Raw genomic sequence first — 15,155 nt, 5'->3', positions numbered from 1 at the left:
GAAGCACCCGAAGCCGGTGGCCAAACCGTAAGGATGGAGCCGTCGAAGGTGAAGTCGATGACTGGGGTGAAGTCGTAACAAGGTAGCCGTATCGGAAGGTGCGGCTGGATCACCTCCTTTCTAAGGATGTAAGTTAAAAAGTAAAAGGCAGGAAGTTAAAAGACGCCTGTCTGGGGTCATCATACATTATTTTATATATATTTTTTGGAGGGGTTCCCGAGTGGCCAAAGGGGGCAGACTGTAAATCTGTTGTCAGCGACTTCGAAGGTTCGAATCCTTCTCCCTCCATATTTTAAATGTATTGTTGCCTATTGATTTGCCGGAGTGGCGGAATTGGCAGACGCACAGGACTTAAAATCCTGCGGTCCTTAAAGACCGTACCGGTTCGATTCCGGTCTCCGGCATATACATAATTGCCCAGATAGCTCAGTCGGTAGAGCAGAGGACTGAAAATCCTCGTGTCGCTGGTTCGATTCCGGCTCTGGGCACTGTGCGGGTGTAGTTCAATGGTAGAACACCAGCCTTCCAAGCTGGGTACGTGGGTTCGATTCCCATCACCCGCTCCAAGATACGCGCGAGTGGCTCAGTGGTAGAGCATCGCCTTGCCAAGGCGAGGGTCGCGGGTTCGAATCCCGTCTCGCGCTTTTTTATTTTCTGGCGCCTGTTTGTCTACTTTTCGCATTTAAAAACCACCGTATTAGAAGTTTCTAATACGGTGGTTTTTTGTGTTTTTTCTCTTGTACTATATAATTTGCCATGGACATATAAATAAATTAATAGATGTAGTTATGAACAATCTATAGGAGGTCTAGGAATGGTTTTTGTCGCTGATTTAAGAAAACACATCAATATATTTTTGGTGATACTCATTTTGGCAGGTATTTTATTATTTTTTCAACGATATAACCTGGTCCTTGTAGATGTTAATGAGGATATTGCAACCATTAGAATTAATTTTTTAATTCCCATGAATCAATTTGGTATGGAAAAGAATATAAAGATAAAATCTTTTACACCTAATTCTAACTTTCAATGCGATTTAAAATGGGAGAGCTCTAATGTTTTAAAAGTTAAGCTAAAAGAAATAGGCAATTTAAAAGGACAAAAAGTATTTTTTACAATAAAGGGGGCAAAATCAAGTATTCCTATTTTCCATAAGTCTGCATCGGTGGCTATCCAATTTCAAGCAGAGCCTAAGCTTTTAAAGATAGAAAATGAAAATAATATTCCTACAGAAGGCCCTTTAATATTGCAATTTAATACTCCCATGGACCCTAAAAATATTAATAAATACATACAATCAGATATAGAATTTGAATTGAAGCCAGAGAAAATTGAAAGCAGGGGTAATTATATAGATTACAGTCGGTGGAACCTATACCCCAAGGAAAGGATGAAAAATGAGGCCAATTATTTAATTTTACTAAAAAAAGGAATGAAGTCCCAATGTGGTTATGCTACAAAAGAGGATTTTAAAAAACAAATACGTACAACATCTAAACCAAAAATCATAAAAACCACCCCAAAACAATCGGGATTATGGATTGCCCTTTATCCTAGAATCACAGCACAGGCAGATGAAGAACTGTCACAAGCCATTGTAACCATTGATGGAGTACAGCAAAAAGTAAAGGTAAAGGAAGATAAATTGGAATTTCTCCCCCATACCATATTAGATCCCGAGCAGGAGTACGAAATCAGTATACAGGGGGTTTCAAAGCATGGAGAAAAAACTGACCCCTACATACTTAAGTTTACGACCATGCCCTTAGAGGATGATATAGTATGGGTAGAGGTAGTATTAAAAGAAAAGCACGAAGTATTTATTCATAAAGGAAAGAAAATAATAAGAAGAATGCCTGCATCTGGGGGACGTCCTGATCAGCCAACTCTTTTGGGCACTTTTTATATTCAAGACAGGGGTCCCAATTTTTTCTCTGAGCGTTTTAATGAGGGGGCAACATATTGGGTAAGATTTCTTGATCAATATCTATTTCATGGTATACCCCGGGATAAGCGTTGGAATATTATAGATTCTGAGCTCAGGAAGATAGGCAAACCCGCCAGTCATGGGTGCATAAGATTTTTAGAGGAAGATGCTAAATGGTTTTATGAGAATATCCCCCAAGGGACTATGGTAATCATTCATGAATAGATTAATCCAATTAGGCATTTGGATTATAGGGCGTGCAATTTTGCACGCTTTTCCCGTTTAAGGATTTGTTATATAATAGGGAAAACAGGAAGATTGGAGAATCTATATGAATATTATATTATCTACATTAAATGCTAAATATCTACATACCTCCTTAGCCCTTAGAAGTATTAAGGCTTATTGTACAAGCCATAAGGATGATATTAAAATTGCTGAATATACAATCAATCACCAAGAGGACTATATATTAAGAGAAATATATAAGCTTAGACCGGATATATTGGGGTTTTCCTGTTATATATGGAATATAGAAAAAACAATGGACTTGATTAAAAGTATTAAGAGGATACTTCCGGCTGTGACTATTATTCTAGGAGGTCCAGAGGTATCCTATGACGGAATAGTCCAAATGAAAAATCACAAAGAAATAGATATTATTGTCTATGGAGAAGGAGAAAAAACTTTTAATGAATTGATAGGCTATTTTACGAATAAGGGAAAATCCCTTGATGAAATAGATGGAATAATATATCGATTAGATGGAGAAATAGTTAAAACCAAAAAAAGAAAATCTGTAAGTTTGGATGAGCTACCCTTTGTTTATAAAGATTTTGACAAGATGAAAAACCAAATTTTATATTATGAAAGTACCAGAGGATGTCCCTATCGATGCCAATACTGCTTATCATCAAGGGAAACAGGGGTCAGGTTTTTATCCCTTGAAAGGGTGTACTTTGATTTAAGAAAATTTCTAGATGCCAAGGTTAAACAAGTTAAATTTGTAGATAGGACATTTAACTGTAGTAAAAGCCATGCTTTAGCCATATGGCAGTTCTTAATTAACAATGACAATGGCAAAACAAACTTTCATTTTGAAATCTCAGCGGATATCTTAGATGAGAAGACGATTGATTTTTTGAGTAAAGCTAGGCCCGGTTTATTCCAGTTTGAAATAGGAGTCCAATCAACCAATGAACATGTCCTAGGGATAATCGACAGAAAAATGGATTTTAATAAATTAAAATGGGCGGTAAAAAAGATTAAGAAAAATAAGAATATCCATCAACATTTAGACTTAATTGCCGGACTTCCTGGGGAAGATTACAATTCTTTTAGACAATCTTTTAATGAAGTATACTATTTACTCCCTGAAAAGATTCAATTAGGATTTTTAAAAGTGTTAAAAGGAACAGAAATGAAAAATAAGGAAAATGAATACGGTTTGAAGCACAAAAACAAGGCTCCTTATGAAATATTGTTTACAAAAGAATTAAATTATGAGGAAATGCTAAGACTGAAGATGATAGAAGAAATGCTTGAGATATATTACAATTCACAACGGTTTTATTACAGTATAAGTTATATTATTAGATTTTTTGATACACCTTTTGATTTCTACGAAGCCTTGGCAAAACACTGGGAAAGGCTGGGTTTTCATCATATCCAGCATAATAAAACGGATTTATACACAATTTTGCTTGAGTTTTTTATAAAGTCAGTGGGATATAATGAAGAAATTTTTAAGGAACTGCTGAAATTTGATATGTACCTGATTGAAAAGGTCAAAAGATTTCCTAGCTGGATGTCTTCTAGTTATGATGATTATAAGACAAGAATAAGAGAGTTTTATCGAAATGAAGGAAACATTAGGGAGTATCTTCCTAAATTAGTAGGCTATTCTCCAAAAGATATAAGCCGTAGGGTTCATTTAGAGGTATTTCCCATAGATTTTACAGGATGGATTAAAAGTATTGAAACCGGTGGGGATTTAGCAGATATAGGGAAGAAACCTACAGCTATTCTGTTTGATTACTACCTAAAAGATAATATTTTAGGACATTCAGCCTTTTACAAAGTAATTATATAATGAACATTATTTCCCAAATAATGATACTATTTCCTAGGAAATAATGGTAATTTAATTCAAATATTTCCCAGATATATGAGGTGGCTAGATGGATATAAAAATTAAATCAAAAAACATTTTAAATCTTTTAGACGAATACTACCCCAAAGATATTAAATGCTATCTAAACTATGAAACACCTTGGCAACTCCTTATTGCAACAATACTCAGTGCCCAGTGTACGGATGATAGAGTAAACATAGTTACAAAGGATTTGTTTAGGAAATATCAATCGGTTCTAGATTTTGCCGAAGCAGATATAAGAGAATTGGAGAAAGATATACATTCCACAGGATTTTATAGGAATAAGGCAAGAAATATTATACTTTGTACTAGGGAGCTACTAGAAAAATACCATGGAGAAGTTCCAAATGAGATTGACAAATTGGTTAAGTTAGCAGGGGTAGGCAGAAAAACTGCCAATGTAATCTTGGGAAATATATATGGTATTCCTAGTATTGTTGTTGATACCCATGTAAAAAGGGTTTCACATAGACTTGGGCTCACCGACAATACAGACCCGACAAAAATAGAATTTGATTTAATGGAAATACTACCTAAAGACCATTGGATTAGATACAATACCCAAATTATTGCCCATGGTAGAGCCATATGCACAGCTAGAAGACCAAAATGTATGAACTGTTTTCTTCTTCCTTTCTGCCTTTATGGCTTAGAGGATAGGATATCGGCAATCACAGATAAATCTTAAAAGCAAGGACCTAGGAGGAAACCCTTTGAATAAAAATAAGTATAAAATTATCGCTGTAGGTTTAGTAACAGGTATAGTCAATGGCCTTTTCGGGGCAGGTGGCGGGACCATCGTTGTTCCTGCTATGCAAAGGATACTGAAAGTCAAAGAGCATGAATCCCATGCAACTGCCATTGCAGTGATTTTACCCTTATCTATTATAAGCACTTTTGTGTATTCAAGATCCCAAGCTATTCAGTGGAAGTCACTTTTATATGTAGCTATAGGGGGAATAATTGGGGGGATTTTAGGGGCAAAACTTTTAAGTAGAATATCATCAAAATGGCTTCATAGGATATTTGGATTATTTATGATAGCCGCTTCCATAAGGATGATAATAGGATGATTTTGATTATTATTGGCTTATTATCCGGACTTATTAGTGGAATGGGGATTGGCGGGGGTACGGTTTTGATACCATCCTTAACTATTTTTATGGGCATGTCACAACATGCTGCTCAAGGCATTAACCTCATATATTTTATCCCAACTGCAATAGCTGCCCTTATCATTCATATTAAAAATAAAAGGGTCAAAAAAGAATTACTTTTATTATTAATAGGAGGTGGGATATTTGGAGCAATCATTGGTTCTTGTACCGCCATTTGCTTAGAGTCCTTAATATTACGCAGAATGTTTGGTTGTTTCCTTTTTTTTATGGGTATTGTAGAGATTAGAAACAAATAAAAGGAAAAATTAGACAAATGGAGAATTATATTATTAGGATTTGAAAGCTATAAATATATCAAAAGAGATTATTTTAGGGGGAACAATGAGAAATTTAAAACAATGGGCAATAAATTACTATTTGTGGATAATGCTTGGCCTTTCTATTATAGGGGCAAGTTTTGGCTGGGTAACGGTTTATCAAGTTTATCAAATAGCAGTATTTAAAAATGAACCTGCCGCAGTTCAAACTTTTAAAGTTATTGTAATGCCCGATGAGAAAAATGCAAAAGATAACGAAATAAGAAAAGAAATAAAAATTAAAGTGAATCCAGGGGATAAAGTAGGGAATATCGCAAAAAAACTAGAGGATGCTCAAGTTGTACCTGAAGATGAATTATTTATTTATATGGAAAATAACAACATTAGTTTGGAAGGGATTGTGTTCGAAGGGGAATACAGTCTCCCAGCCCCAAGCTCCCCAAAAGAAACAATTGCTATTTTGACGGGGCCCTATAAAGAATGGATAAAAACCGATTATAGGAAATATAAAGACATAGATAAAAGCCCCATAGAAATTATAACCATTGCATCTATGATAGAAAAAGAAGCAGCAGAAGATAGTGAAAGACCTATGATTGCAGGGGTAATCTATAATAGATTGAGCAATAATATGAAGCTGCAAATCGATGCCACGGTGATTTATGCCTTAGGGGAACATAAATCCAGATTATCTTATGAAGATCTGAAGGTGCAATCTCCATATAATACATATATTGTAGAAGGACTCCCACCAACACCTATTTGTGTTCCGAAGAATGAATCTATACAAGCAGCACTTAATCCTATATCCCATTCATATTATTATTATGTTGTGAGTGCCTATGGGAGTCGGCAGCATCATTTTGCAGAAACCTATGACGAACATCTAATAAATGTGGCAAAATACAAATCAACTATGACAAAATAGCGTGCATAATGCACGCTATTTTTAATTGTTTATTTTTTTAAAAGCGATTGATAAACCTGTTCTAATCTTTCCCCAAAATAATCAGAGGAAAAGGGTTCGACAGTTTTGATTGCATTTTGTGCTAGGTTTTCACGAAGGGGCTTATCCGTTAACAATTCAAATAATATTGATGAGAGCTCATCATTTTGGGTAAATAGCCTTCCATTTACTTTATCCTCTATAATTCCTTCAAGACTTTTATCTTGTTTTGCTACTACGGGAATTTTAGCAGCCATTGCCTCAGCAAAGGTAAGTCCTTGGGTTTCGGTAACTGAGGCGCTTATGAATACGTCTCCTAGCTGATAGAATTTACCGATGGTATCCCAGGGTTGTTCCCCAGCAAAAATTACGGATTTTTCAATATTTAGAGTTTTACACAGCTTTTCTAATTCTTTTTTCATAGGGCCATCCCCTACAACCATAAATTTTGCATTAGGAAGTTTTTTAAGAAGAGTAGGCATTTCATGAATCACTACATCAATACTCTTTTCTTTGGCAATCCGCCCTATAAATAAAATAACAGGATCCGATTCTTTTAATCCATATTCATTTTTAAGTCCTTGTATTTCAATTTTATCAAAGTTTTCCTTTCTAAAGGGCTCTAAATTAATGCCTGTAGGAATGACCTCTATAGGTTTTTTAACACCATACTCAAAAAGCAAGTCCCTTACCTTATTCGTTGGGGCAACAACCTTATCACATCTATTGCAGAAGATTCTACTTAAAGAGCGAGCCATTTTAGGGGTGAACTGGGTTAATTTACCCCTAGAGACATAATGAACATAGTCCTCATACATGGTATGATAGGTATGTACCATGGGGATGTCCAATTTTTTGGAAATCATTTTTCCAAATAGCCCAAGGGAAAACTCCGTTTGGGTATGGATAACATCTAAGTGGATTTGTTTTACAATCCCTACTGCCCTGGAAGAATACAAAATCCCTACCCTATGGGAAGGGAGTAAAACAAAAGGGGTGCTAGGAAGTCTAAAAACCCTAGGAAGGACTCTTTTTGAATTAGGATGGGAAACAGTAAAGATATATACTTTATGTCCCCGTTTGTTTAGTTCCCTTTCAAGAGTCCTGATGGATGTGACAACCCCATTTACCTGTGGAAAATAAGTATCAGTAAAAATCCCAATATTCATGGAAATGCTCCTATTCTAATATATTGTCAATATGTTGAATTACTTTTTTAAACATTACATTTTGACTGAAATTCTTATATGCTACTTCTTTTAGTTGAATTAATTTATGCTTTTGATGGGTTTTATGATACAACTCTGATAGTAGTATATAGTTTTGGCTTAAATCCGAACCAATTTCGATGCCTTTTTCTAATACTTTTATAGAATCTTCGATTTTATTTGCTTCAGATAGAAATTTGCCCCAATTAAGCATGGTCTTAAGAAGGAGAAGATAATTTTGTTCATAAGAAATCAATGCCTCTAAATTAGCAGGACCGTATTGAAGCTTTAGATCCGTATTGCTAGTGCTGCTTAAATCAAGCATAGGTTTTAGGATGAGCTGAAGGGCCATCTCTTGATAGTGATATGCTTGTTTTTGGGCATAGGTAGATAGCTCTTTTTCATTTATTAAAGGGAGCCCCTCAAGAGATATATTAATATAGTCTAGATTTTCAAGGGATTTTTTTCTTACGAACATTGATTGTCTCTCTTTTTCTAGAAACTTCTTTTTTGAGTCTTCCGCATCCCTATTAGACTTTTTTATTTTAATATTAAAGAATACGAGAAATATTATAAAAAGACTGAGGAAAAAGGGTATTTTCATAAAAAACCTTCCTTTTAAAACAGATGCATTGTAAATTGATATAATATATTATAGTTTATTTTTTCCAAAAAGTCCATAAACAAAGGAACTATAAGGAAAAAAAACGTAAGAATACTGAAAGGAAAGATTTATATGATATAATATCGATAATTGGAGGAGATATTTATGAAAAAACATAGGATATAAATTGGCTTTCTTGGTGCCTTTTATAATTTAAGCATGGTGATATTTGCAGATATGATATAATTAATAGTAAAGAATTGTACAAAATATAGGAGAAATTATGGGAGCGAGAAATTTAACAGAAGAATTTATAAAAGTTAGAAATGAAATTATAGAAAGTCAATATAAACATCTAAATCATAACCAAAGAAGGGCTGTTTTAAGTGGGGAAGGACCACAAATGGTTATTGCAGGTCCAGGCTCTGGCAAAACCCATGTTATTATGCACAGGCTTCATTATCTTATAACTTATGGACTAAGTTATAATACAAAGAAGGTGCCACCGGGTATAACCCAGGATAACATTGGTAAAATCAAAGAGGATTCAAAATCTCCAATCGCCAATGGATTATTAAATTATTATGGTATTGATTCTAGAAGCATATTAGTTATTACTTTCACAAAGGTTGCAGCAGATGAAATGAAATTAAGATTTGCTAAGATGTTTAAAGACGAAAACCCTAGGGGCAAAAATATAACTTTTGGCACATTCCATTCTGTTTTTTTTAGAATTATAAGAAGTGCGTGTGGTTACTTAGTAGAGCAGGTTCTAAGGGAAGATGAAAAAAGGTTTATATTAAAAAAAATAGTAGAAGAGCTTGAAATTGAATACGAAGATGAGCAGGAATTTCTAGGGGAACTACAAAATGAAATCAGTCTTATTAAAAATGACTTAATTGATTTGACTTATTATAATTCCATGGTCTTGCCCTCAGAGCAGTTTAGGAAGGTGATTACCCATTACGAAAACTATAAAAAAAGAAATGAAAAAATTGATTTTGATGACATGCTCTATCAATGTTATATTTTGCTTATAACCAATGAAAAAATACTGGATTTATGGAGAAGAAGATATTCATATATTTTAATTGATGAATTCCAAGATATTAACAGGGTTCAATATGAAATTATAAAGCTTTTAAGTTTACCTAATAACAATTTATTTATTGTGGGTGATGATGACCAGAGTATTTATAAATTTAGGGGTGCAAGGCCAGAGTTTTTGCTTCATTTTCCACAGGACTTTGAAAATACAGGAAGAATAATTCTAAACATTAATTATCGCTCCACTAAAGAGATTGTAGGTAGCAGCAATAAGGTTATTTTAAATAATAAAAAAAGGTATAAAAAGCAAATAGAAACTATCAATGGAGTTGGAGAAAAACCTTTATTTATTAACTCAGAAGATGGCGAAGAAGAAGCCCTTAATATTGCAAAATGGATAAATGATTGTATCAAGAAGGGGATAGACCTTTTAGAAATAGCCATTATATTTAGGACAAATATACAAGCGAGGGCTTTAGTGGATATTATGATGGACTTAAACATCCCTTTTTATCTAAGAGATGAAATTCCTAATGTATATGACCATTGGATTGCCAAGGACTTAATATCCTATATAAAACTATCTAAAGACATAAGAGATAATGAAAGCCTAGAACGGATTATAAATAAACCTAAAAGATATATAAGCAAGGGAATTATCTTTGAGGCGAAAAAAAAGGTGGCAGTTTATTTGAAAAGTTATATAGATTTCCCAATATACAGCCGTGGCAACTTGAAAAATTAGAAGAACTTAAATACCATCTGGCGAGGTTGGGGAGAAAGAACCCAAAGGAGGCCATTGCCTATATAAGAAAAAATATTGACTATGATGGTTATATTTATCAATACGCCCAGTATAGAAATATCGGGGTAAAAGGTTTAAAGGAAATATTGGAAGAAATAGTAGAAGGTTCTAAGTATTTTGATGATTATAAAGACATGCTCAGCCATATTCAGACTATCAAAGAAGAAATTAAAGAAGGGAAAAAGAAAAAAATAGAAGGGAAAAATGCAGTGACCTTATCAACTATGCATGGGGCAAAAGGGTTAGAGTTTGAGGCAGTTTGCATAGCCGGTGCAGTTGAAGGGATTATCCCCCATAACAAGAGCAGTTCCCTAAGTGAGCTAGAAGAAGAACGAAGACTTTTTTATGTGGGATTAACAAGGGCAAAGAGCCATCTTACAATTTCTATAATAAAGAAACGTTACGAGGAAGAGGTAAAGCCCTCTCGTTTTATAGAAGAAATGGGTTTGAAGACTTCGGTGAATGAATTTAGTATAGGAACTACTATTATCCATAGTAAATATGGAAGGGGAAAAATCCAAAAACTACAGGATGGCATTGCATACATTGAGTTTGATAAAGGTGTTTTTTCAAGAAAGATTGATCTTAAAACCTGTATAGAAAAAGACATTATTTTTATCGAAAAATGTGAAACAAAATAGAAAAAATTACGTTTAATATAGAGGTTCTTTAAATCTCATATTGAGGAGGATATATATGTTTCATGGACAAAAGTGGAAAAAACGATATAAAAAAATAGCAGCTATTCTTGCTCTTTTGCTTATTGCCTCCCTTATTTTAGGTGCATTCCTTCCATTTTTCGCATCGGGGGCAGAAAGAGATGGCTTTGATATCAAAGGGGAAATCGGGTTTAATAACAAATACAAAATAGGGGGAACAACCCCTATAAATGTAGAAATCACCAATAATACAAAGGATTTTGATGGGGAGATTCAACTAAAAATATTAAAACAAGATTATGGTAATACTCTTGATTATATAATCTATTCTAGGGAAATCAAAATCCCTGAGGGAGCCACTAAAAGGGTCAGTATGAACATTGACACTATCAATATGCAAAGGAACTTTGAGGTTGTCCTTGTATCAGGAAATAAAGAAGTATCACAGAAAAAAATTTTTGCCACACCTTTTAGTCCGGAAGAAGGGTTTTTGGGGGTATTATCGGAGGATACCGAAAGTATAAACTACATAAAGAACTTAGGAATTGATTCTACGCGAACTAAAATAATCGGAAATCGCTTTATAGAATTAGAAGATTATTCATTTCCTGAGGATTTGGGTATCCTTGAAAACTTTGAAGTCATTGTTATCAATAACTATGATACAACAAGACTAAATAGAGAGCAAAATGAAGCAATTAGTAGATGGATACACAATGGGGGTATGCTTATTCTAGGAACGGGAATTAATGCTTCTAAGGTTTTAAAAGGTATTGATTCAAATATCATTAATGCTACCCATCAAGGAACTTATAAGGTTAGTGATTTTGAATATATGGAGGTACTTAGTGGGGTGAAATTTGAGCCCACCATTCCCCTTGAGGTAGCTGACTTAAACATAAACGATGGCGAAGGAATTTTGTTTTCAGAAGGAAAGCCTATTAGCACTTTAGTTAGAAAGGGACAAGGAAGTATTGTCATCCATCATTTTGACTTAGGTTTAAACCCTATGGCCCAATGGGATGGCAACAGATATATGCTCACCGAATTGTATATGAATTATATTCCTACTTTCTTTCAAACAGGGGATATAAACGGAACATATCAAAGAAAATATACATACTTTAATCCATATACATTGAGGTTATTTCCTCATCCTCAGCAAAATGGTTTATTAATATTTGTTACGATATTGCTATTGATTTACATATTTGTTGCAGGACCAATATTATACTTGATATTAAAAACTAAGGATAAAAGGGAGTATGGATGGTTGATTATTCCTATTATTGCAATTGGATTTTCTACTGTTATTTATTTATTAAGTTCTAAAACTTCGTTTCGTTATCCCATATCCAGTAGTATTGGATTAGTGACTATAAATCCCGGGGAAACCTTAGGAACAATTGATCATACCTTGGGTATTTTTATTCCTAATACAGGAGAAGCAAAAATCACATTGGATAGGGATATAAAAGCAAAAGTAGGAATGATGAATGGTTCTAATCATTATGGATATGACAGGGGAGACGGTACCAAGAAGAAGGAAGTAATTTCCGCAAAGATACAAACAGGAGAAAAAGACCAGTTCACTTTTTACAATCAACAAAGCTGGACAATGAATTCCATTATAGGAAGTCAAAGTATAGAATTTGAAGGCCCAATTACTTCCTCCTTGGTTTTTAAAGATAATAAATTAGTAGGTACCATTGAAAACAAGATGGGATTTGCTCTTGAAACCTGTATATTGGTTGCAGGCAATAATTATTATTTTATAGATACAATTAAAAACAATGAAATAGCTACTATTGAAAAAGAAATAGTTTCTAAACCACAAAATAGATATCAAGCCGTAGATAGTATTTTTGGGCGGACTTATGATACCAAAAATCTTGAAGAGGTTTGGGGTAAAAAATTATCAAAAGAGGAAATTCAAAGGATAGTTCAAAGAAGGCAAATTTTCCAAAATTATAATGATTACTATGATACTAAGGGGTATACCATTCCCCAGCCAGTAGCATTACAAAATATATCAGGAATGTTTTTAGGTGAAACGGATGCCAATACCCCTATTATGCTCTATGGATTTAGTGAAAAACCCTTTTTAAAGGATATAGAAGTCAACGGTGATGAAATAAATGGTTATTCACAAAATCTATTTACTATTCCTTTGGGTTTGGATTATTCTAAAATGGAAAATATCGAAATCCCATATGGCTTTATAAAACCCTATATTACATCTAATGCCGGATTTTATATAGATGATTATGACCAATCCATTTATATGCATGGCAGTGGAAGGCTGGATATAGTATTTACTACAGACACAGATATTAATCTAAATGAATTTCAAATACAGTTTAATAAAAGCCCAAATGTAGACAGCGCCCAAATTTATAATTATAAAACTGGAGCATGGGAAGAATTAAGTAGTTTAACCTATAAAGAAGACACCTCAAGTTATATAAGTATGGAAGGAACTATACAAATAGGTCTTGATATTTCTATAGATAACCAAAAGGGTGAAAATGTTGAAATACCTAAATTTCGTATGAAAGGAGATAAATACTAATGCTTGAAATAGTAAATTTAGTTAAACAATATGGAAAGTTTACTGCAGTAGATGATTTATCTCTTTCTATTAGTGACGGTGAAATATTTGGGTTTGTAGGTCCCAATGGGGCAGGTAAAACAACTACCATGCGTATTATGGCAGGACTTTTAAATTCTACATCAGGTAAAGTGTTCATTAAGGGGATTGATGTCACAGCCCATCCAAGAAAGCTCAGGGAAAGTATAGGATATATGCCAGATTTTTTCGGAGTATATGATAATTTAAAGGTAGACGAATATATGGATTTTTATGCAGGAATGTATAAAGTTCCTTATAGTGAAAGAACAGGCATCATCGATAATTTATTAGAGCTTGTTGATTTGTCCCATAAGAAAAATGCCTATGTAGATACCTTATCTAGAGGAATGAAGCAAAGATTATGCCTTGCAAGGAGTTTGGTTCATGACCCTGACATACTTATTTTAGATGAACCTGCCTCTGGTCTGGACCCTAGGGCAAGGGTAGAAATGAAGGAAGTGCTAAAACAATTAAAGACCTTAGGTAAAACTATAATCATAAGCTCACATATACTACCTGAGTTAGCTGAGTTATGTAATATTATTGGCATTATTGAGAGGGGAAAAATTGTAGCCCTTGGTAGTGTAGCCGATATAATGAAAGAAATATCACAAAAAAGATATATCAAGATAAAAACATCGGGAAAAATAGAAGAATTAATAGTTATTTTAAAAGAACAGCCTGATATTCAAGAAATTACACAAAAGGCGGAGGAAGTAGAATTTGAATTTGATGGCGATGACAATAAGCTCTTTATGCTTCTAAAACAAATTGTACAAAAAGATGTCCCTGTTATCTTATTCGGTGAAAAAGAAGGAAATTTAGAAGACATCTTTATGAAGATTACCAAGGGAGGGGAATAAGATAATGATTAACCCTGTGCTTCGACGTGAACTAAAAACAAAACTTAGAACTTGGAAGGCCCCAACATTATTAATAATATACTTATTGATATTAGCAGGTTTTGGAGGGATGATTTTATTAATAAGTAATGTTGCATCCCACACTAATGGTTTTGATCCCCGAGAGGCCTTAACGGTTTATTCTCTTATAGCAGGATGTCAATTGGGACTAATAGTTTTATTGGTCCCCGCCCTAACTTCAGGTAGCATAAGTGGGGAAAGGGAAAGGCAGACCCTAGATCTTTTACTAATCACCAAACAATCTCCATTTTCTATTATAATTGGTAAGCTCATGTCATCAATTAGCCAAATTATTTTACTTATCTTAGCATCCACCCCTATATTTAGCATTGTTTTTATGTTCGGAGGGGTTTCTTTAGGTAATATTGTAATCTTATTTTTATTTTTTATAGCTACGGCTATAATGATAGGAAGTGTCGGGATATTTTGTTCAACCTATTTTAAGAAGACTACAACCTCTACGGTTATCGCTTATCTATTTGTCCTCACCCTGACTATTGCAACGGTTATAACCTGGGCTGTTTTTCAACAGTATTCTTATATAATTAGAAGCACAAGATTAAGCTACGGGGAGTCTCTTTTGATTATGGGGGCTAACCCCTTTGTAGGCTTTTTATCAATTGTACAGGAACAACTAGGATTTGATATTATAGGGGAAATATTTAGCGTATACAATAATCCCAGTAGCCTAAATATTGCGCCCTGGCTAGTTAACCTAATATTTGACGGGGTTATAACTATTATTTTACTTTTTTTAAGTGTTATTAGAATTCAACCGGTAATGGGAAAACGAAATTCTAAAAGCAGGTGA

Annotated in this window: 13 protein-coding genes, 5 tRNA genes and 1 rRNA gene; 17 read left to right on the top strand and 2 right to left on the bottom strand. The window is 34.0% G+C overall.

Going from position 1 to position 15,155, the window contains the following annotated elements; all coding sequences use genetic code 11:
* The 12 genes from GX308_04430 to mltG form a co-directional block, all read left to right on the top strand.
* Positions 1-127: ribosomal RNA gene (locus GX308_04430) — 16S ribosomal RNA — on the top strand; the annotation flags it as partial.
* Positions 128-206: 79 nt separating this feature from the next.
* Positions 207-288: transfer RNA gene (locus GX308_04425), tRNA-Tyr, on the top strand.
* 30 nt (positions 289-318) lie between these two features.
* Positions 319-404: transfer RNA gene (locus GX308_04420), tRNA-Leu, on the top strand.
* An 11-nt stretch (positions 405-415) separates the two neighbouring features.
* Positions 416-488, top strand: a tRNA-Phe gene (locus GX308_04415).
* Positions 489-492: 4 nt separating this feature from the next.
* Positions 493-566, top strand: a tRNA-Gly gene (locus tag GX308_04410).
* A 6-nt stretch (positions 567-572) separates the two neighbouring features.
* Positions 573-644, top strand: a tRNA-Gly gene (locus GX308_04405).
* Positions 645-1,762: 1,118 nt separating this feature from the next.
* On the top strand, positions 1,763-2,155 hold the full coding sequence (locus GX308_04400; GenBank protein ID NLK21319.1) for a L,D-transpeptidase: 393 nt from the start codon (positions 1,763-1,765) through the stop codon (positions 2,153-2,155).
* A gap of 106 nt (positions 2,156-2,261) precedes the next feature.
* Positions 2,262-4,022, top strand: a complete 1,761-nt coding sequence (locus tag GX308_04395; GenBank protein NLK21318.1) for a B12-binding domain-containing radical SAM protein — start codon at positions 2,262-2,264, stop codon at positions 4,020-4,022.
* Positions 4,023-4,116: 94 nt separating this feature from the next.
* Positions 4,117-4,773, top strand: a complete 657-nt coding sequence (gene nth / locus GX308_04390; GenBank protein NLK21317.1) for an endonuclease III — start codon at positions 4,117-4,119, stop codon at positions 4,771-4,773.
* 25 nt (positions 4,774-4,798) lie between these two features.
* Entirely contained in the window at positions 4,799-5,158 is a 360-nt protein-coding gene (locus GX308_04385; GenBank protein ID NLK21316.1) for a sulfite exporter TauE/SafE family protein, read from the top strand.
* The gene (locus GX308_04380) at positions 5,155-5,499 is read left to right on the top strand and encodes a sulfite exporter TauE/SafE family protein (protein NLK21315.1); all 345 of its coding nucleotides are present in this window, start codon (positions 5,155-5,157) and stop codon (positions 5,497-5,499) included. The genes GX308_04385 and GX308_04380 overlap by 4 nt, the downstream gene beginning before the upstream one ends.
* An 85-nt stretch (positions 5,500-5,584) precedes the next feature.
* Positions 5,585-6,448, top strand: coding sequence for an endolytic transglycosylase MltG (gene mltG / locus GX308_04375; protein ID NLK21314.1), 864 nt, complete (start codon positions 5,585-5,587; stop codon positions 6,446-6,448).
* 29 nt (positions 6,449-6,477) lie between these two features.
* Here mltG and GX308_04370 read toward each other — a convergent pair whose 3' ends face one another.
* Together GX308_04370 and GX308_04365 are read right to left on the bottom strand one after the other, a co-directional pair.
* Complete coding sequence (locus GX308_04370) at positions 6,478-7,635, bottom strand: glycosyltransferase family 4 protein (GenBank protein ID NLK21313.1); 1,158 nt, start codon at positions 7,633-7,635, stop codon at positions 6,478-6,480.
* Positions 7,636-7,645: 10 nt separating this feature from the next.
* The gene (locus GX308_04365) at positions 7,646-8,278 is read right to left on the bottom strand and encodes a hypothetical protein (protein NLK21312.1); all 633 of its coding nucleotides are present in this window, start codon (positions 8,276-8,278) and stop codon (positions 7,646-7,648) included.
* Between the two features lie 283 nt (positions 8,279-8,561).
* On the opposite strand from GX308_04365, the gene GX308_04360 reads away from it, so the two are divergent.
* From GX308_04360 to GX308_04340, 5 genes are read left to right on the top strand one after another with little or no spacing between them, the layout of a single operon-like run.
* A complete protein-coding gene (locus tag GX308_04360) occupies positions 8,562-10,070 on the top strand; it encodes an ATP-dependent helicase (protein ID NLK21311.1) in 1,509 nt (502 codons plus the stop codon).
* A 26-nt stretch (positions 10,071-10,096) separates the two neighbouring features.
* Positions 10,097-10,771, top strand: coding sequence for an ATP-binding domain-containing protein (locus tag GX308_04355; protein NLK21310.1), 675 nt, complete (start codon positions 10,097-10,099; stop codon positions 10,769-10,771).
* Between the two features lie 55 nt (positions 10,772-10,826).
* Positions 10,827-13,361, top strand: coding sequence for a tripartite tricarboxylate transporter TctB family protein (locus tag GX308_04350; GenBank protein ID NLK21309.1), 2,535 nt, complete (start codon positions 10,827-10,829; stop codon positions 13,359-13,361).
* Positions 13,361-14,284: an ABC transporter ATP-binding protein gene (locus GX308_04345; GenBank protein NLK21308.1), complete on the top strand. Its 924-nt coding sequence runs from the start codon at positions 13,361-13,363 to the stop codon at positions 14,282-14,284. The genes GX308_04350 and GX308_04345 overlap by 1 nt, the downstream gene beginning before the upstream one ends.
* A gap of 4 nt (positions 14,285-14,288) precedes the next feature.
* On the top strand, positions 14,289-15,155 hold the full coding sequence (locus tag GX308_04340) for an ABC transporter permease (protein ID NLK21307.1): 867 nt from the start codon (positions 14,289-14,291) through the stop codon (positions 15,153-15,155).

This window comes from Candidatus Epulonipiscium sp. (genome assembly GCA_012519205.1).
Taxonomy (GTDB): Bacteria; Bacillota; Clostridia; order Lachnospirales; family Defluviitaleaceae; genus JAAYQR01.
The sequence above is the reverse complement of the archived record's forward strand: the minus strand, read 5'-3'. Positions and strand labels throughout refer to the sequence as shown.

Coding starts and splice junctions, on each gene's coding strand:
- GX308_04400 (NLK21319.1), top strand. CDS start 1,763: ATGCCCTTAGAGGATGATATAGTATGGGTAGAGGTAGTATTAAAAGAA.
- GX308_04395 (NLK21318.1), top strand. CDS start 2,262: ATGAATATTATATTATCTACATTAAATGCTAAATATCTACATACCTCC.
- GX308_04380 (NLK21315.1), top strand. CDS start 5,155: ATGATTTTGATTATTATTGGCTTATTATCCGGACTTATTAGTGGAATG.
- mltG (NLK21314.1), top strand. CDS start 5,585: ATGAGAAATTTAAAACAATGGGCAATAAATTACTATTTGTGGATAATG.
- GX308_04370 (NLK21313.1), bottom strand. CDS start 7,635: ATGAATATTGGGATTTTTACTGATACTTATTTTCCACAGGTAAATGGG.
- GX308_04365 (NLK21312.1), bottom strand. CDS start 8,278: ATGAAAATACCCTTTTTCCTCAGTCTTTTTATAATATTTCTCGTATTC.
- GX308_04360 (NLK21311.1), top strand. CDS start 8,562: ATGGGAGCGAGAAATTTAACAGAAGAATTTATAAAAGTTAGAAATGAA.
- GX308_04350 (NLK21309.1), top strand. CDS start 10,827: ATGTTTCATGGACAAAAGTGGAAAAAACGATATAAAAAAATAGCAGCT.
- GX308_04345 (NLK21308.1), top strand. CDS start 13,361: ATGCTTGAAATAGTAAATTTAGTTAAACAATATGGAAAGTTTACTGCA.
- GX308_04340 (NLK21307.1), top strand. CDS start 14,289: ATGATTAACCCTGTGCTTCGACGTGAACTAAAAACAAAACTTAGAACT.